A 16,913-nucleotide genomic window follows, 5' to 3' on the forward strand; every position below is an offset into this window, starting at 1 on the left:
TAGCAAGATGGCATACGCAGACTCTTTCCCGATTTCCCCGGTTTCTCCCTGGCGCTCGCTGCGCATTCGCGGCTGGCTGGCGCTGTCCGGCGCGGCCGTGCTGCTGGCCGGCTGCATGAGCGGCCCGCCGCCGCGCATCGAGACCGGCCCGGCCGGCACCACGCCGCCGACGGCCTCGTCGCAGAAAGGCAGTCTGCAGGCCGCCAGCTGGGCCGAGATCGGCGGCTGGGCCCAGGACGACGTGCGCGCCGCCTGGCCCGCGCTGCAGGCCAGCTGCCAGGCGCTGAAGAAGCGCGCCGAGTGGAGCCGCGCCTGTGCCGCCGGCATGATGGTCGATGCCGGCAACCTCAACGCCATGCGCGCCTATTTCGAAAGCAACTTCCAGCCGTACCGCGTGGTCAACGGCGATGGCACTGACTACGGCCTGATCACCGGCTACTACGAACCGATCCTGCACGGCTCGCGCACGCGCCAGGGCAAGTTCCAGGTGCCGCTGTACCGCAAGCCGGCGCAGTTCGGCAACCGCCCGCTGCCGGCCCGCGCCGAGCTGCTGCAGAACCCGGCCATGCGCGGCAGCGAGCTGGTCTGGGTGGATGACGCGGTCGAGGCCGCCTTCCTGCAGATCCAGGGCTCGGGCCGCATCCGCATGGCCGATGGCAGCATCATGCGGGTGGGCTTCGGCGGCACCAACGAACAGCCGTTCCGCTCCTTCGGCAAATGGCTGCTGGACCGCGGCGAGATCACGCCGGCACAGGCCACCATGCAGGGCATCAAGGCGTGGGCGCGCGCCAACCCGGGCCGCGTCGACGAGATGCTCAACATCAACCCGCGCTTTGTCTTCTTCCGCGAGCTGCCGGCCAACAACGACGGCCCGGTGGGCGCGCTGGGCGTGCCGCTGACCGCGGAGCGCTCGATCGCGGTCGACCCGGCCACCATCCCGCTGGGGGTGCCGGTATTCCTGTCGACCACGCGCCCGCTGTCGACCGAGCCGATCCAGCGGCTGATGTTCGCGCAGGACACCGGCAGCGCCATCAAGGGCGGGGTGCGCGCGGATTTCTTCTGGGGTGCGGGCGATGCCGCCGGCGAGACCGCGGGCCGCATGAAGCAGGGCGGCCGCATGTGGGTGCTGATGCCGCGCAGCTGACCTCGGCAACGCAAAAAGGGCGCCATCGCGGCGCCCTTTCTTCATGGTGGACAGCCCTCAGCGCGGGCGCTGGTCGACGATCCGCCGCGCCTTGCCCACCGAGCGCTCGACGCCGCCCTCCGGCAGCACCTCGATGCCGGCGGTGACGCCGATATAGGCCTTGATCTCCTGCGCCAGCCGCTCGCGCGCGCCTTGCGCCAGCGCGGGCTCGCTGCCGTGGGCGCATTCCACGCGCACCGTCAGCGTGTCCATGTGGCCGTCCTTGGCCAGCACGCACTGGTAGTGCGGCGCCAGCTCGGCGTGCTTGAGGATCAGTTCCTCGATCTGCGACGGGAACACGTTGACCCCGCGCACGATCATCATGTCGTCGGTGCGGCCGGTGATCTTCTCCATGCGGCGGAATGCCGGGCGCGCCGTGCCCGGCAGCAGCCGGGTCAGGTCGCGGGTGCGGTAGCGCACCACAGGCATCGCCTCCTTGGTCAGCGAGGTGAACACCAGCTCGCCGAACTCCCCGTCGGGCAGCACTGCGCCGGTGTCGGGATCGATAATCTCGGGGTAGAAATGGTCTTCCCAGATGGTCGGCCCGTCCTTGGTCTCGGCGCACTCATTGGCCACGCCCGGGCCCATCACCTCTGACAGGCCATAGATATCGACTGCCGAGATGCCCATGCGCTTCTCGATCGCCAGCCGCATTTCCGGCGTCCACGGCTCCGCGCCGAAGATGCCCACGCGCAGCGAGCTGCTGGCCGGGTCGATGCCCTGGCGCTCGAACTCGTCGGCGATCGCCAGCATATAGCTGGGCGTCACCATGATGACCTCGGGCTTGAAGTCCTGGATCAGCTGCACCTGGCGCTCGGTCTGGCCGCCGCCGAAGGGGATCGCGGTCAGGCCGGCCTTTTCCACGCCGTAGTGCGCGCCCAGGCCGCCGGTGAAGAGGCCGTAGCCGTAGCTGATATGCACCTTGTCGCCGCGCCGCGCGCCCGAGGCGCGGATCGAGCGCGCCATCACCGTGGCCCAGTTGTCGATGTCCTGGAGCGTGTAGCCGACCACGGTGGGCTTGCCGGTGGTGCCGGACGAGGCGTGGATGCGCGCCACGCGGTCCTGCGGCACCGCGAACATGCCGAACGGGTAGTTGTCGCGCAGGTCCTGCTTGCTGGTGAACGGGAAGCGCGCCAGGTCGGCCAGCGAATGCAGCTGGTCGGGGTGGACCCCGGCTTCGTCGAACTTGCGGCGGTACACCGGCGAATTGGCGTAGGCGTGGTTGAGCGACCATCTCAGCCGCTCCAGCTGCAAGGCCTGCAGCTCGGCGCGGCTGGCGGTCTCGATCGCATCCAGGGGCAGATCGGTCAGGCGCGTGCTCATGTCGTCTCCTGCACGGGGGCGTTTATCTTAAGTATCTTGCCGGATTTGCTCAGGTGCCTTCCGTCCCTTCCGGCGGCGGCACCACATGTCCCCTGATCTGCGCCGACTTGCCGCGGAACATCGCCACCACCTGGCCCGCGGCGTTGGTCACGCGGATATCGTAGATGCCGTGCCGGCCGGACAGGACCTGCTCGGTGGCCTCGGCGGTCAGCACGTCGCCGCCGTGCACGGGCTTGAGGAACTCGATGCTGCAACCTGCCGCCACGGTGTTGATGTTATGGCTGTTGCAGGCAAAAGCGAAGGTCGAATCGGCCAGCGTGAACATCAGGCCGCCGTGGCAGATGCCGTGCCCGTTGAGGAATTCCTTGCGCACCGGCATGGTCAGCCGGGCGTAGCCGGGCCGCACGGCCTCGACCGTGATGCCCAGCCAGCGGCTGCAGGTGTCGGCTTCATACATGGCGGCGGCGGCCGCTTCGGCGAGGGCCTGGGGGTCCTGTTTCAAGCTGGTCTCCTATATAGAGTGGCGGGCAGGCCCGCGCGGCTTACTTGCCGGTGAAGTGCGGGGCGCGCTTTTCGAGGAAGGCGTTGACGCCCTCAGCATAGTCGGCGGACTGGCCGAGCTCGCGCTGCAGGTCGCGCTCCAGGTCCAGCTGGGCGTCCAGCGTGGCGGTGGCGCTGGCATGCATGGCGCGCTTGATCGCGGCCAGCGCGCGGGTCGGCTGCCCGGCCAGGTGCGTGGCCAGCGCCAGCGCCTGTTCCGGCAGCAGCGGGTCGTCCATGGTCTCCCAGACCAGCCCCCATTTCTCGGCCTCTTCGGCGCTCAGCCGCTCGCCGGTCATGGCCAGGCCCAGCGCGCGCGCCATGCCGATGCGCTTCGGCAGCAGCCAGGAGCCGCCCGAATCCGGCACCAGCCCGATCTTGACGAAAGCCTGGATAAAGCTGGCCGAGCGCGCCGCCAGCACCATGTCGCAGGCCAGCGCCAGGTTGGCGCCGGCGCCGGCCGCGGTGCCGTTGACCGCGGCCACCACTGGCAGCGGCAGGGCCTGCAGCCGGCGGATCAGCGGGTTGAACCAGGTATCGATCAGCTCGCCCAGGTCGGTCATGTGCCCCGGCGTGAAATCCAGGTCGGCCAGGTCCTGGCCGGCGCAGAAGCCACGGCCCGCACCGGTCAGCAGCAGGGCGCGCGCGCCGCCGGCCTCGACATGGTCGAGCGCCTGCTGCAGCGCCTGGTGCATCGCGCGGGTGAAGCTGTTGAGCTTGTCGGGGCGGTTCAGGGTGATCACGGCCACCGGGCCCTGCCATTGCAGCAAGACCGGGCCGGCATCGATGCTGACCGGCTGGCCAGCGGAGGTGGACATCGGGGGCATTGGGTTGTCTCCTGCCGGATATTTTGTCGCGGTCGGCGCGGGCGGCTGTTGTCGACGGCGCCTCTTAAATAAACCGACCAGTCGGTCGGCAAATGTTAGCACTATTTTTGGGCTGCCGGTTGGCACGTGGCTTCCAAGGCCGGCAGGGTCCGCAATGCCGGGCGCGGGCGTCGCTCTATAATCGCGCTGCCAACAACAATCTGAAACCTGCCGGCCGACATCTGTGTGCGGATCCCGGCATGCTCGCCTATTCGCATTGGAATTCCTATGAAGAAGATCGCTGCATTACTCCTGATTTCGTCCGTGGCGCTGTTTGCGGCGTGCGGCAAGAAAGAAGCGGCCTCCGCTGCCGGCGCCGACACGGCCACCAAGATCATTGTCGGCCTGGACGACAACTTCCCGCCCATGGGTTTTCGCGATAACAACAACGAGCTGGTCGGCTTCGATATCGACATGGCCAAGGAGGCCAGCCGCCGTCTCGGCATGACGGTCGAGTTCAAGCCGATCGACTGGAGCGCCAAGGAGGCGGAACTTAACGGCAAGCGCGTGGATGTGCTGTGGAACGGGCTGACCATCACCGAAGAGCGCAAGAAGAACATCAGCTTCACCGCGCCCTATATGACCAACCACCAGATCGTCATCGTCGGTGCCAGCTCGCCGGTGAAAGCCAAGGCCGACCTGGCCGGCCGCATCGTCGGCGCGCAGGACGGCAGCAGCGCGGTGGATGCGATCAAGAAGGAAAGCCAGGTCGCCGCCAGTCTGAAGGAACTCAAGACCTTCGGCGATAACGTGACGGCGCTGATGGACCTGTCGACCGGCCGCCTTGACGCAATTGTGGTGGATGAAGTGGTAGGCCGCTACCTGATCAGCAAGCGTGCCGGCGAATACAAGGTGCTGGAGGAAAACTTCGGCACGGAAGAATATGGCGTCGGCGTGCGCAAGGATGACGCCGAGCTGCTCGGCAAGCTCGACAAGACCCTGGCCTCGATGAAGCAGGATGGCACGGCAGCCCGCATCGCCACCCAGTGGTTCGGCACTGACATCACCAAGTAATCCAGACGCTGCGTGACGCCCTGCGCCGTTCAGGCAGGGGCCGCGCCATGTCCGGACCCCGGGTGCCGTCCCGGCGCCCGGGATCCCACCTCCTTCTTGTTTCGCGCGAGCATGGACTACGTCTTATCTCTTCTGGCGCCATTGGCGCAGGGTGCGCAAGTCACGCTCACACTATTCGCCATCACGCTCGCCCTGTCGGTGCCGCTGGGGCTGGCGCTGGCGCTGGCACGCATCTCGTCATGGCCGTGGCTGAGCGGGCTGGTCAATGGCTATATCTGGCTGATGCGCGGCACGCCGCTGATGCTGCAGATGCTGTTTATTTATTTCGCACTGCCGTTCGTGCCCGTCATCGGCGTGCGCCTGCCTGACTTTCCCGCGGCGGTGGTGGCTTTCGCCCTGAACTACGCGGCCTATTTCGCGGAAATCTTCCGCGCCGGGATCAAGTCGGTCGATCGCGGCCAGTATGAGGCCAGCAAGGCGCTGGGCATGACCTATTTTCAGACCATGCGGCGGGTCGTGCTGCCGCAGATGGTCAGCCGGGTGTTGCCGCCGGTCAGCAATGAAACCATTACGCTGATCAAGGACACGTCCCTGATCTACGTGCTGGCCCTCAACGATATTCTTCGCACCGCGCGCGGCATCGTGCAGCGGGATTTCACCACCACGCCTTTTCTGGTCGCTGCGCTCTTCTATCTGGTGATGACGCTGATTCTGACCTGGTTCTTCCAGAATCTTGAAAAACGCTATGCCAAACATGATGACTAGCCCGACCGGCGCCAATTCCCACAATGCGCCCGGCATCATGATCGCTGCGCGGGATCTGTTCAAATCGTTCGGGCCACTGGAGGTCTTGCGCGGTGTCTCCCTGACCTTGCGCAAGGGGGATGTCACCGCGGTGATCGGGCCCTCGGGCTCGGGCAAGAGTACCTTGCTGCGCTGCCTGAATCATCTTGAGGTGATTGACCGCGGCACCCTTGAAATCGAAGGCGAGGCGCTGACGGCCGCCGGCCCTGACGGCACAGCCAGATATGTGCCGGACGCTGAAGTGCGGCGCATCTGCCGGAAGATGGGCATGGTGTTCCAGTCGTTCAACCTGTTTCCGCATATGACGGTGCTGCAGAACATCATCGAAGCCCCCATGACCGTCAAGGGACTGGCGCGCGACGCGGTGGTGCCCAAGGCCGAAGAGCTGCTGCGCAAGGTCGGCCTGCTGGCCAAGCGGGACAGCTTCCCGGCGCGCCTGTCCGGCGGCCAGAAGCAGCGGGTGGCGATTGCGCGGGCGCTGGCCATGGAGCCCGACATCATGCTGTTTGACGAGCCGACCTCGGCGCTGGACCCGGAACTGACCGGGGAGGTGCTGCGCACCATGCGGCAACTGGCCGAAGAACATATGACCATGCTGGTCGTCACGCATGAGATGGGGTTTGCGCGGGAAGTGGCAAACCACGTCGTGTTCATGGATGAGGGCAGGATTCTTGAGGAAGGGTCGCCTGAGGAAGTGTTCGGGACCCCAGCTCACGCGCGCACCCGCGAATTCCTGGCGCACATGCTCTAGGGGGCGCCTGCGCCGCCACGCCACAACAGGTGGCAGAATAGCCCGCAGCCGGTGGCGACAGTGCCATCCGCCTGCAAATACATAGGAGAAGACATGCCGTACGAAAACATCCTGGTCGAAACCCGTGGCCGTGTTGGCCTGGTCACGCTGAACCGCCCGAAGGCCCTGAACGCGCTCAATGACGCGCTGATGGACGAGCTTGGCGCCGCGCTGACCGCCTTCGACCAGGATGAGGGCATCGGCGCCATCGTCATTACCGGCAGCGAGCGCGCCTTTGCCGCCGGCGCCGATATCGGCATGATGGCCAAGTATTCCTTCATGGATGTGTACAAGGGCGATTACATCACGCGCAACTGGGAAACCATCCGCAAGATCCGCAAGCCGGTGATTGCCGGCGTGGCCGGCTATGCGCTGGGCGGCGGCTGCGAGCTGGCGATGATGTGCGACATCATCATCGCGGCGGATTCGGCCAAGTTCGGCCAGCCCGAGGTGAAGCTGGGCACCATGCCCGGCGCCGGCGGCACCCAGCGCCTGCCGCGCGCGGTGTCCAAGGCCAAGGCCATGGACCTGTGCCTGACCTCGCGCATGATGGATGCCGCCGAAGCCGAGCGCTCGGGCCTGGTATCGCGCGTGGTACCGGCCGACAAGCTGCTGGACGAAGTGCTGGCGGCCGCCGAAACCATCGCCGGGTTCTCGCTGCCGGTGGTCATGATGATCAAGGAGTCGGTCAACGCCGCCTACGAGACCACGCTGGCCGAAGGCGTGCACTTCGAGCGCCGGCTGTTCCATGCCACCTTCGCCAGCGAAGACCAGAAGGAAGGCATGGCTGCTTTCGTCGAGAAGCGCAGCCCGAATTTCCAGCATCGCTAAGGCCCGGATCAGGGAATACCCGAGGGCAGTGCGGGGGTATTATGTTTCTCCCGCACTCGTCATTTCGGGGATTTCCTTTGCCACTCAATGGCTTACGACATAATCCCCGGAACCCCTAGCGGATCGTTGTGACAAAGTTGTTGCAAGGTGCGCGAATCCGGCCTAATATTCGCCCCCTCGCAACACACAACGCAGCGCTGCAAAGCAGACGCAGCAAGGGATGCGGGGTCGACCGGGATGGTTGGCGCAGCGAAGTTGGCGCGCTGGCCGCAGCAAAAAAAGATGCTGAAACGGTTGACGAAACGAAGAAAGCTCTGCATAATCTCGTTTCTCTGCTGCAGACAACGCAGCGGCGCTGAACGGCAAAGCCGGCGGCGAAGTTCTTTAACAACCAAACAACCGATAAGTGTGGGCGCTGGGTAGCGGACGCCGCTGTCTTCGGACAGTGTTGCTTCACAAGTTATACAGTGCTCGCACAGCAAAACGTGACTGGATCTTCGGATCTGGTCAGTCAGTTTTCTGAGAGTGAGCGACCGCTCGAAAGAGCGAGGACCTTCGGGTCCACACAGAGATTGAACTGAAGAGTTTGATCCTGGCTCAGATTGAACGCTGGCGGCATGCCTTACACATGCAAGTCGAACGGCAGCACGGGCTTCGGCCTGGTGGCGAGTGGCGAACGGGTGAGTAATACATCGGAACGTGCCCTGTAGTGGGGGATAACTAGTCGAAAGATTAGCTAATACCGCATACGACCTGAGGGTGAAAGCGGGGGACCGCAAGGCCTCGCGCTACAGGAGCGGCCGATGTCTGATTAGCTAGTTGGTGGGGTAAAGGCCTACCAAGGCGACGATCAGTAGCTGGTCTGAGAGGACGATCAGCCACACTGGGACTGAGACACGGCCCAGACTCCTACGGGAGGCAGCAGTGGGGAATTTTGGACAATGGGGGCAACCCTGATCCAGCAATGCCGCGTGTGTGAAGAAGGCCTTCGGGTTGTAAAGCACTTTTGTCCGGAAAGAAATGGCTCTGGTTAATACCCGGGGTCGATGACGGTACCGGAAGAATAAGCACCGGCTAACTACGTGCCAGCAGCCGCGGTAATACGTAGGGTGCGAGCGTTAATCGGAATTACTGGGCGTAAAGCGTGCGCAGGCGGTTTTGTAAGACAGGCGTGAAATCCCCGAGCTCAACTTGGGAATGGCGCTTGTGACTGCAAGGCTAGAGTATGTCAGAGGGGGGTAGAATTCCACGTGTAGCAGTGAAATGCGTAGAGATGTGGAGGAATACCGATGGCGAAGGCAGCCCCCTGGGACGTCACTGACGCTCATGCACGAAAGCGTGGGGAGCAAACAGGATTAGATACCCTGGTAGTCCACGCCCTAAACGATGTCAACTAGTTGTTGGGGATTCATTTCTTCAGTAACGTAGCTAACGCGTGAAGTTGACCGCCTGGGGAGTACGGTCGCAAGATTAAAACTCAAAGGAATTGACGGGGACCCGCACAAGCGGTGGATGATGTGGATTAATTCGATGCAACGCGAAAAACCTTACCTACCCTTGACATGCCACTAACGAAGCAGAGATGCATTAGGTGCCCGAAAGGGAAAGTGGACACAGGTGCTGCATGGCTGTCGTCAGCTCGTGTCGTGAGATGTTGGGTTAAGTCCCGCAACGAGCGCAACCCTTGTCTCTAGTTGCTACGAAAGGGCACTCTAGAGAGACTGCCGGTGACAAACCGGAGGAAGGTGGGGATGACGTCAAGTCCTCATGGCCCTTATGGGTAGGGCTTCACACGTCATACAATGGTGCGTACAGAGGGTTGCCAACCCGCGAGGGGGAGCTAATCCCAGAAAACGCATCGTAGTCCGGATCGTAGTCTGCAACTCGACTACGTGAAGCTGGAATCGCTAGTAATCGCGGATCAGCATGCCGCGGTGAATACGTTCCCGGGTCTTGTACACACCGCCCGTCACACCATGGGAGTGGGTTTTGCCAGAAGTAGTTAGCCTAACCGCAAGGAGGGCGATTACCACGGCAGGGTTCATGACTGGGGTGAAGTCGTAACAAGGTAGCCGTATCGGAAGGTGCGGCTGGATCACCTCCTTTCTAGAGGCTTGTGTCTCAAGCCTAGCGTTCACACTTATCGGTTTGTTTGCTGTTACAGCCAAGGGTCTGTAGCTCAGGTGGTTAGAGCACCGTCTTGATAAGGCGGGGGTCGTAGGTTCAAGTCCTACCAGACCCACCAAGTTATCCGGAAGGGGGATTAGCTCAGCTGGGAGAGCACCTGCTTTGCAAGCAGGGGGTCGTCGGTTCGATCCCGTCATCCTCCACCACTGCCTGGTACCTTGGATTGGTTGTCAAATGAAAGCGCATCGCGACGATGAGTGGCGAGTGTTTCCATTTGGCATTGCCAAGCGATCGCAAGATCGGCTGTTCTTTAAAAATATGGGATGTAGTAAAGGTGTCGCGCGAGCGTTGATGAGACGCTGCAGTACAAGACGCGATACCGGGTTGTGATTGTATCAACCAAAATGTATTTAAGTGATCGAAAGATGACTTGGAATACGGCACAAATGCGAGAACTCATCCTGTAGCGAGGTTTCGAGCAATCGAGACACACTCGTTATAGGGTCAAGCGAACAAGTGCATGTGGTGGATGCCTTGGCGATCACAGGCGATGAAGGACGCGGTAGCCTGCGAAAAGCTTCGGGGAGCTGGCAAACAAGCTTTGATCCGGAGATGTCCGAATGGGGAAACCCGGCCCGAATGGGTCATCCCACACTGAATCCATAGGTGTGGGAAGCGAACGCGGCGAACTGAAACATCTAAGTAGCTGCAGGAACAGAAATCAACCGAGATTCCCAAAGTAGTGGCGAACGAAATGGGAAGAGCCTTGTACTCTTTAGCAGTGGTGTTAGCAGAACGGGATGGAAAGCCCGGCCCTAGCAGGTGATAGCCCTGTATGCGAAAACACGATTGTGGAACTAGGTGTACGACAAGTAGGGCGGGACACGTGAAATCCTGTCTGAAGATGGGGGGACCATCCTCCAAGGCTAAATACTCGTGATCGACCGATAGTGAACCAGTACCGTGAGGGAAAGGCGAAAAGAACCCCGGGAGGGGAGTGAAATAGATCCTGAAACCGCATGCATACAAACAGTCGGAGCCTCGTAAGGGGTGACGGCGTACCTTTTGTATAATGGGTCAGCGACTTACATTCAGTGGCAAGCTTAACCGATTAGGGAAGGCGTAGCGAAAGCGAGTCCGAACAGGGCGTTGAGTCGCTGGGTGTAGACCCGAAACCAGATGATCTATCCATGGCCAGGTTGAAGGTGCGGTAACACGTACTGGAGGACCGAACCCACTAACGTTGAAAAGTTAGGGGATGAGCTGTGGATAGGGGTGAAAGGCTAAACAAATCTGGAAATAGCTGGTTCTCTCCGAAAACTATTTAGGTAGTGCCTCGTGTCTCACCTTCGGGGGTAGAGCACTGTCATGGTTGGGGGGTCTATTGCTGATTACCCCGCCATAGCAAACTCCGAATACCGAAGAGTGCAATCACGGGAGACAGACATCGGGTGCTAACGTCCGGTGTCAAGAGGGAAACAACCCAGACCGCCAGCTAAGGTCCCCAAATATAGCTAAGTGGGAAACGAAGTGGGAAGGCTAAAACAGTCAGGAGGTTGGCTTAGAAGCAGCCACCCTTTAAAGAAAGCGTAATAGCTCACTGATCGAGTCGTCCTGCGCGGAAGATGTAACGGGGCTAAGCTATATACCGAAGCTGCGGACGCACAGCAATGTGCGTGGTAGGAGAGCGTTCTGTAAGCCTGTGAAGGTGTCTTGTAAAGGATGCTGGAGGTATCAGAAGTGCGAATGCTGACATGAGTAGCGATAAAGGGGGTGAAAGGCCCCCTCGCCGTAAGCCCAAGGTTTCCTACGCAACGTTCATCGGCGTAGGGTGAGTCGGCCCCTAAGGCGAGGCAGAGATGCGTAGCTGATGGGAAGCAGGTTAATATTCCTGCACCGTCGTATGATGCGATGGGGGGACGGATCGCGGAAGGTTGTCCGGGTGTTGGAAGTCCCGGTCCCTGCATTGGAGAAGGCGCTCAGGCAAATCCGGGCGCGGGATTCAAGGATGCGGGGCGAGCGGCCTAGTGCTGCGAAGCAATTGGAAGTGGTTCCAAGAAAAGCCTCTAAGCTTCAGTCATACGAGACCGTACCGCAAACCGACACAGGTGGGCGAGATGAGTATTCTAAGGCGCTTGAGAGAACTCGGGAGAAGGAACTCGGCAAATTGGTACCGTAACTTCGGGATAAGGTACGCCCTGGTAGCTTGACTGGCCTGCGCCAGAAGGGTGAAGGGGTTGCAATAAAATGGTGGCTGCGACTGTTTAATAAAAACACAGCACTCTGCAAACACGAAAGTGGACGTATAGGGTGTGACGCCTGCCCGGTGCCGGAAGATTAAATGATGGGGTGCAAGCTCTTGATTGAAGTCCCGGTAAACGGCGGCCGTAACTATAACGGTCCTAAGGTAGCGAAATTCCTTGTCGGGTAAGTTCCGACCTGCACGAATGGCGTAACGATGGCCACACTGTCTCCTCCCGAGACTCAGCGAAGTTGAAGTGTTTGTGATGATGCAATCTCCCCGCGGCTAGACGGAAAGACCCCATGAACCTTTACTGTAGCTTTGCATTGGACTTTGAACCGATCTGTGTAGGATAGGTGGGAGGCTTTGAAGCGTGGACGCTAGTTCACGTGGAGCCGTCCTTGAAATACCACCCTGGTTTGTTTGAGGTTCTAACCTTGACCCGTGAATCCGGGTCGGGGACAGTGCATGGTAGGCAGTTTGACTGGGGCGGTCTCCTCCCAAAGTGTAACGGAGGAGTTCGAAGGTACGCTTGGTACGGTCGGACATCGTACCTAAAGTGCAATGGCAAAAGCGTGCTTAACTGCGAGACCGACAAGTCGAGCAGGTGCGAAAGCAGGACATAGTGATCCGGTGGTTCTGAATGGAAGGGCCATCGCTCAACGGATAAAAGGTACTCTGGGGATAACAGGCTGATACCGCCCAAGAGTTCATATCGACGGCGGTGTTTGGCACCTCGATGTCGGCTCATCTCATCCTGGGGCTGTAGCCGGTCCCAAGGGTATGGCTGTTCGCCATTTAAAGAGGTACGTGAGCTGGGTTTAAAACGTCGTGAGACAGTTTGGTCCCTATCTGCCGTGGGCGTTGGAATCTTGACGGGGGCTGCTCCTAGTACGAGAGGACCGGAGTGGACGTACCGCTGGTGTACCTGTTGTCTCGCCAGAGGCATCGCAGGGTAGCTATGTACGGAAGAGATAACCGCTGAAAGCATCTAAGCGGGAAACTCGCCTGAAGATGAGGATTCCCTGGCGGCTTGACCGCCTTGAAGGGTCGTTCGAGACCAGGACGTTGATAGGCTGGGTGTGGAAGCGCAGTAATGCGTTAAGCTAACCAGTACTAATTGCCCGTAAGGCTTGATCCTATAACCAGTGTGTTTTGCCTGGTGAGTCGATCGCCTTGTGCCAGATACGCACAACCCCAACTACATCCCTATTCGCAGCGTTGACCTCAACCTCAGCGCTGCAACCCCTCATGCCTGGTGACCATAGCGAGCTGGAACCACCCCTTCCCATCCCGAACAGGTCCGTGAAACAGCTCCGCGCCGATGATAGTGCGGATTCCCGTGTGAAAGTAGGTCATCGCCAGGCTCTTATTCCGCAGAACCCCCAGCCCCAAAAGGCTGGGGGTTTTTGCTTTGGCGCGGCGGAAACGCCCGGGGGTCGGCGCAGGCACGCATGTCCTCGTTGTTTTCATGCCGCATCGCGGGTCGCCGAGCATTCCGGGACTGTCCGCCTTCTGCTATGGTCGACACCCAAGTGCCACATGCGGCACGAAGGCGGTTGCAACGCGTGTTTGCAGCAAGTAGTGAGCAATAGCCGGACCCTTGCCAACAGAGCAGGTCCGGATTCGGGTTTCGAGGGGTTACATGACGGCCAAGGTGTTTCGGCTGGTTTTGACTGGCGCCGCCGGCGCGCTGCTGCTGGCAGGATGCGCATCTACTCCCCCTGTTTCCGCGGTTCCTCCGGGTGAAACGGCCGCTGTGGCCGGCACTTCCGCGATCGATTGCCAGGCATTCGCCAGGCGCATGGCCGCGTACGCGGCAGCGCAGACGGATCCGGCGGTGACTGCCATGTCGTCGCCCGACCCGCTGGCTGCCGCCAACACCAGTGCGGCGGAAGCCGAGGCGGGTGATGACGGCGAAGTCGCCGATGCCGCGCCGCCGACCCTGGTCACGCTGCCGTTGTTCTCGGTGTCACCGCATCGCGACCAGTTGCCGGTCGGCTGGCAGCCTTGGACCATCAACCGCAACAAGACGCCCACCCGTTATTCGATGGCAGAGGTCGACCAGCGCGTGGTCGTCCATGCGAAGGCCGAGAGTTCGGCCTCCGGCCTGTATGTCCCGCTGCGCGATCGCGATGCCGGCATGCTGCGCTGGACCTGGAAGACCAGCGGCATTATCCGCAACGCCGACAACAGCCACGCCCCGCGCGAGGATTCGCCGTTGCGCCTGTTCGTCGCCTTCGATGGCGACAAGGGTGCGCTGCCCTTGAAAGACCAGCTGATGTACGAGATGGCGCGGCTGACCACCGGCCGCGAAATGCCCTACGCCACGCTGATGTACATCTGGGGCGGACGGCGCGCGGAAGGCTCATTGGTGAAGAACCCGCACACCGACCGGGTACGCATGATCGTGGTGGATAGCGGCATGAAGCACGCCAATGAGTGGCGTTGCCATGAGCGCGACCTGCGCGCCGACTACCGCAAGGCCTTCGGGACCGACCCCGGCCCGGTCATCGCCGTGGGCATCATGACCGATACCGACAACACCAAGAGCAAGGCCGAGTCCTGGTACGGCGACATCGCGCTGGACTGAAGCGCCCCGGCGGCGCCTTCAGCCGCCGATAGGCTCGGCCAGCGCGAGCACCGCGAACGAGGCCAGCCAGTGCGTGGACACATACTCGCCCTCGACCGCCTGCGGCAGCGATGCCTCGAGATGATCGGACCATGCCCGGATGGCCAGCGGCCGCAGCGGCTCGGGCAGGGCGGGCTCCAGCATGCGCCAGCACCAGGCGCGCGAAAGGTTGAGCCCGTCCAGGTGCGAGGTCTTGGGGTCGCTGCGATTGGTCACTTCGACCGGCGTCAGCCAATTAGCCAGTTCCGCCTGCCCCGGCACGAACAACTCCCACCATTCTGAAAACGCGCAGCCGTCCATCACGGCGTGCATCAGCACGGCTTCGGTCAGCCCGCCGGACAGGAATTCATCGCCGCCGGGCTCATATCGCGCCGGGTATTTCTGATCATGTCCGAACCAGCGGTGGGCGCGCCGCACGATGGCGCGCCGCAAGGTGAAGTCCTGGTGTGTGCGCGCATAGGCCATGGCCATGACCAGGGCGAAGGCGCTGTTGTAATGGGTGCCGGTGCGCACCGGGAATACCGCTGCATCCAGGAAATCCGCCAGTTGCCGTGACAGGTGCGATGCCAGCGGCGCGCATGCCTCGGCCCAGGTGGCTGCCTGGGCGTCCTGCCGCGCCAGCGCCAGCAACTCCGCCTGCAGTTTCAGCATCCAGCCCCAGCCATAGGGGCGTTCGAAGGTGCGCGAAAGGGGCTGCTGGAAGTAGGCCAGTTCGACCGCAATGTGCTCTGGACGCAGCTGGGCGTCCAGCGTTGCGCGGATGCGGGGCGCCTCCTCCTGGTCCGGCGACAGCGCTAGCAGCCGCACCAGCAACCAGTGCATGTGCACGCTGGAGTGCCAGTCGTAGCTGCCGCAAAAGACCGGATGCCTGGCCGACGGTTCGGCCAGGTCACCGGCGCTGGCCATCATGTGGTCCAGCTTGTACGGATAGCGGCGCAGGATATTGTCCAGCGCCACGCGCGCGAAGCTGCGCGCTGTCTCGCGATCCAGCGCCAGGCGGCCCATCGCGGATGCTCCCCAGTTTTTTATCGTTGTGCTGTGCTCAGGTGCGTAACGTCACGCAGGCGCCAGCCACTTTTCCACCAGCCGCACGAAGAACGTCGAGCCCACCGGCAGCAGTTCGTCGTTGAAATCGTAGCTCGGGTTGTGCAGCATGCAGGGCCCGATGCCATGGCCGGCGTCGCGATGGCCGCCGTCGCCGTTGCCCAGGAACAGGTAGCAGCCCGGCTTGTGCTGCAGCATGAACGAGAAATCCTCGGCGCCCATGGTGGGCTCGACATTGCTGTCGACGTTGTCCGCACCGACCAGTTCCGCGGCGACCGCGGCCGCAAAGCCGGTCTCGGCCTCGCTGTTGATGGTCGGCGGATAGTTGCGGTGGAATTCGTATTCGATGGTGCAGTCGAATGCCGCCGCCACCGCGCGCGCCACTTCTTCCATGCGCCGTTCGATCAGGTCCAGCACCGGCACCGTGAACGTGCGCACCGTGCCGCCGATCCAGGCCTGGTCCGGCACGATATTGGTGGCGTCGCCTGCGTGGAACTGCGTGACCGAGATCACCGCGGTATCGATCGGGCGCTTGTTGCGCGTGATGATGCCCTGCAGCGCCGACACGATCTGCGCAGCGGTGAAGACCGGGTCGTTGCCGTTGTTGGGCATGGCCGCATGCGCACCCTTGCCGCGCACCACAATGCGGAATTCGTTGCTCGATGCCATCAGCGGGCCCGCGCGCGTGCCGAACGCTCCGACCGGCATGCCCGGCCAGTTGTGCACGCCGAACACCGCGTCGCACGGAAAGCGCTCGAACAGCCCGTCCTTGATCATTTCGCGGGCGCCGCCGCCGCCTTCCTCGGCCGGCTGGAAGACCAGGTGCACGGTGCCGTCGAAGGGCTTGTGCTGCGCCAGGTAGCGCGCCGCACCGAGCAGCATGGCGGTGTGGCCGTCGTGGCCGCAGGCGTGCATCTTGCCGGTGTGCTGCGAGCGGTGATCAAAAGTGTTCGCTTCCTGCAGCGGCAGCGCGTCCATGTCGGCGCGCAGGCCGATGGTGCGCGGGCTGTTGCCGTTGCGGATCACGCCCACCAGGCCGGTGGTGCCCAGGCCGCGATGCACTTCGATGCCCCACGATTCCAGGTTCTGCGCGACCACGTCGGCAGTGCGCTGTTCTTCGAAGCAGAGTTCCGGGTGGGCGTGGATGTCGCGCCGGATCGCGCGGATTTCGGCTTGTGCCTGCAGGATTTCGGGGATGAGCTTCATGATGCCTGGCTGCCCTGGACGTTAGGGGCGTTAGCGTTGGATACCCCGATCATACGATGCCTCTCCGCAAAGCGCCAAAATGCGGCGATTTCCTGCGCGCTTGCCAGGTTGGCGCAGTGCAATATGCCAGCGCGGGTGGGTTTCCCCGCATTGCCGCGACATGCGCACTGCTGGAACAGTTCATGCTTGAAGTGCCCGGCCGGCAATTTCGTCGCTTTGTGATGCGCAACCGCACCCCAAACCGCACCAAAACGCAGCGCCGCCGCGTGACCCGCGGCGCGGCGCATTGCCGATCCTAAAACGTCTGCTTC

At 62.1% G+C, this 16,913-nt stretch carries 13 protein-coding genes, 2 tRNA genes and 3 rRNA genes; 12 read left to right on the forward strand and 6 right to left on the reverse strand.

The features are described 5' to 3' along the window. The first annotated feature begins 7 nt into the window (after positions 1–7). Positions 8–1,144 (forward strand): murein transglycosylase A, encoded by a 1,137-nt coding sequence (gene mltA / locus I6H87_RS09250; protein ID WP_010809907.1) that lies wholly within the window; start codon positions 8–10, stop codon positions 1,142–1,144. A 57-nt stretch (positions 1,145–1,201) separates the two neighbouring features. Here mltA and paaK read toward each other — a convergent pair whose 3' ends face one another. From paaK to paaG, 3 genes are read right to left on the reverse strand one after another with little or no spacing between them, the layout of a single operon-like run. After that, complete coding sequence (paaK, locus tag I6H87_RS09255; RefSeq protein WP_011616103.1) at positions 1,202–2,506, reverse strand: phenylacetate--CoA ligase PaaK; 1,305 nt, start codon at positions 2,504–2,506, stop codon at positions 1,202–1,204. Positions 2,507–2,555: 49 nt separating this feature from the next. Next, on the reverse strand, positions 2,556–3,008 hold the full coding sequence (gene paaI, locus I6H87_RS09260) for a hydroxyphenylacetyl-CoA thioesterase PaaI (RefSeq protein ID WP_010809909.1): 453 nt from the start codon (positions 3,006–3,008) through the stop codon (positions 2,556–2,558). A 40-nt stretch (positions 3,009–3,048) separates the two neighbouring features. Continuing rightward, on the reverse strand, positions 3,049–3,873 hold the full coding sequence (gene paaG, locus I6H87_RS09265; protein WP_011616102.1) for a 2-(1,2-epoxy-1,2-dihydrophenyl)acetyl-CoA isomerase PaaG: 825 nt from the start codon (positions 3,871–3,873) through the stop codon (positions 3,049–3,051). Positions 3,874–4,140: 267 nt separating this feature from the next. Between paaG and I6H87_RS09270 the strand changes: the two genes are divergently transcribed. The 11 genes from I6H87_RS09270 to I6H87_RS09320 all read left to right on the forward strand — a co-directional run bounded on the left by I6H87_RS09270 (position 4,141) and on the right by I6H87_RS09320 (position 14,313). Next, positions 4,141–4,926, forward strand: coding sequence for an amino acid ABC transporter substrate-binding protein (locus I6H87_RS09270; protein ID WP_010809911.1), 786 nt, complete (start codon positions 4,141–4,143; stop codon positions 4,924–4,926). Between the two features lie 111 nt (positions 4,927–5,037). Next, positions 5,038–5,691: an amino acid ABC transporter permease gene (locus tag I6H87_RS09275; protein WP_010809912.1), complete on the forward strand. Its 654-nt coding sequence runs from the start codon at positions 5,038–5,040 to the stop codon at positions 5,689–5,691. Between the two features lie 37 nt (positions 5,692–5,728). Beyond that, positions 5,729–6,481 carry an amino acid ABC transporter ATP-binding protein gene (locus I6H87_RS09280; protein WP_041687838.1) on the forward strand — a complete coding sequence of 251 codons (753 nt, stop codon included), beginning with the start codon at positions 5,729–5,731 and terminating at the stop codon, positions 6,479–6,481. 93 nt (positions 6,482–6,574) lie between these two features. Next, positions 6,575–7,351, forward strand: a complete 777-nt coding sequence (locus tag I6H87_RS09285) for an enoyl-CoA hydratase (RefSeq protein ID WP_010809914.1) — start codon at positions 6,575–6,577, stop codon at positions 7,349–7,351. 128 nt (positions 7,352–7,479) lie between these two features. Beyond that, positions 7,480–7,710: a hypothetical protein gene (locus I6H87_RS09290; RefSeq protein WP_136227797.1), complete on the forward strand. Its 231-nt coding sequence runs from the start codon at positions 7,480–7,482 to the stop codon at positions 7,708–7,710. A 215-nt stretch (positions 7,711–7,925) separates the two neighbouring features. Next, positions 7,926–9,457 (forward strand): 16S ribosomal RNA (locus tag I6H87_RS09295). Positions 9,458–9,519: 62 nt separating this feature from the next. Then, positions 9,520–9,596 (forward strand) — tRNA-Ile (locus tag I6H87_RS09300). A gap of 12 nt (positions 9,597–9,608) precedes the next feature. After that, positions 9,609–9,684, forward strand: a tRNA-Ala gene (locus I6H87_RS09305). A 296-nt stretch (positions 9,685–9,980) separates the two neighbouring features. Beyond that, a 23S ribosomal RNA gene (locus tag I6H87_RS09310) occupies positions 9,981–12,861 on the forward strand. A gap of 113 nt (positions 12,862–12,974) precedes the next feature. Then, positions 12,975–13,087 (forward strand): 5S ribosomal RNA (rrf, locus tag I6H87_RS09315). Together the 16S, 23S and 5S rRNA genes with 2 tRNA genes alongside form the textbook arrangement of a ribosomal RNA operon. Before the next feature lie 278 nt (positions 13,088–13,365). Beyond that, positions 13,366–14,313, forward strand: a complete 948-nt coding sequence (locus tag I6H87_RS09320) for a DUF3047 domain-containing protein (RefSeq protein ID WP_011616100.1) — start codon at positions 13,366–13,368, stop codon at positions 14,311–14,313. 18 nt (positions 14,314–14,331) lie between these two features. Here I6H87_RS09320 and I6H87_RS09325 read toward each other — a convergent pair whose 3' ends face one another. Genes I6H87_RS09325 through I6H87_RS09335 form a run of 3 tightly spaced genes read right to left on the reverse strand, consistent with a single transcriptional unit; the run spans position 14,332 to position 16,889 of the window. Then, the gene (locus tag I6H87_RS09325) at positions 14,332–15,357 is read right to left on the reverse strand and encodes a DUF2891 domain-containing protein (RefSeq protein ID WP_010814796.1); all 1,026 of its coding nucleotides are present in this window, start codon (positions 15,355–15,357) and stop codon (positions 14,332–14,334) included. A 51-nt stretch (positions 15,358–15,408) separates the two neighbouring features. Next, positions 15,409–16,602: a M20 aminoacylase family protein gene (locus I6H87_RS09330; RefSeq protein ID WP_011616099.1), complete on the reverse strand. Its 1,194-nt coding sequence runs from the start codon at positions 16,600–16,602 to the stop codon at positions 15,409–15,411. Continuing rightward, positions 16,599–16,889 carry a hypothetical protein gene (locus tag I6H87_RS09335; RefSeq protein ID WP_136227796.1) on the reverse strand — a complete coding sequence of 97 codons (291 nt, stop codon included), beginning with the start codon at positions 16,887–16,889 and terminating at the stop codon, positions 16,599–16,601. The genes I6H87_RS09330 and I6H87_RS09335 overlap by 4 nt, the downstream gene beginning before the upstream one ends. Positions 16,890–16,913 lie beyond the last annotated feature (24 nt).

This window comes from Cupriavidus necator, assembly GCF_016127575.1.
Taxonomy (GTDB): domain Bacteria; phylum Pseudomonadota; class Gammaproteobacteria; order Burkholderiales; family Burkholderiaceae; genus Cupriavidus; species Cupriavidus necator_D.

Bases quoted from the DNA above. Each gene is read 5' to 3' on its own strand.
- I6H87_RS09335 (WP_136227796.1), bottom strand. From the start codon at position 16,889: ATGCGCCGCGCCGCGGGTCACGCGGCGGCGCTGCGTTTTGGTGCGGTT.
- I6H87_RS09275 (WP_010809912.1), top strand. From the start codon at position 5,038: ATGGACTACGTCTTATCTCTTCTGGCGCCATTGGCGCAGGGTGCGCAA.
- I6H87_RS09330 (WP_011616099.1), bottom strand. From the start codon at position 16,602: ATGAAGCTCATCCCCGAAATCCTGCAGGCACAAGCCGAAATCCGCGCG.
- mltA (WP_010809907.1), top strand. From the start codon at position 8: ATGGCATACGCAGACTCTTTCCCGATTTCCCCGGTTTCTCCCTGGCGC.
- I6H87_RS09285 (WP_010809914.1), top strand. From the start codon at position 6,575: ATGCCGTACGAAAACATCCTGGTCGAAACCCGTGGCCGTGTTGGCCTG.
- I6H87_RS09270 (WP_010809911.1), top strand. From the start codon at position 4,141: ATGAAGAAGATCGCTGCATTACTCCTGATTTCGTCCGTGGCGCTGTTT.
- I6H87_RS09320 (WP_011616100.1), top strand. From the start codon at position 13,366: ATGACGGCCAAGGTGTTTCGGCTGGTTTTGACTGGCGCCGCCGGCGCG.
- paaK (WP_011616103.1), bottom strand. From the start codon at position 2,506: ATGAGCACGCGCCTGACCGATCTGCCCCTGGATGCGATCGAGACCGCC.
- I6H87_RS09280 (WP_041687838.1), top strand. From the start codon at position 5,729: ATGATCGCTGCGCGGGATCTGTTCAAATCGTTCGGGCCACTGGAGGTC.
- I6H87_RS09325 (WP_010814796.1), bottom strand. From the start codon at position 15,357: ATGGGCCGCCTGGCGCTGGATCGCGAGACAGCGCGCAGCTTCGCGCGC.
- paaG (WP_011616102.1), bottom strand. From the start codon at position 3,873: ATGCCCCCGATGTCCACCTCCGCTGGCCAGCCGGTCAGCATCGATGCC.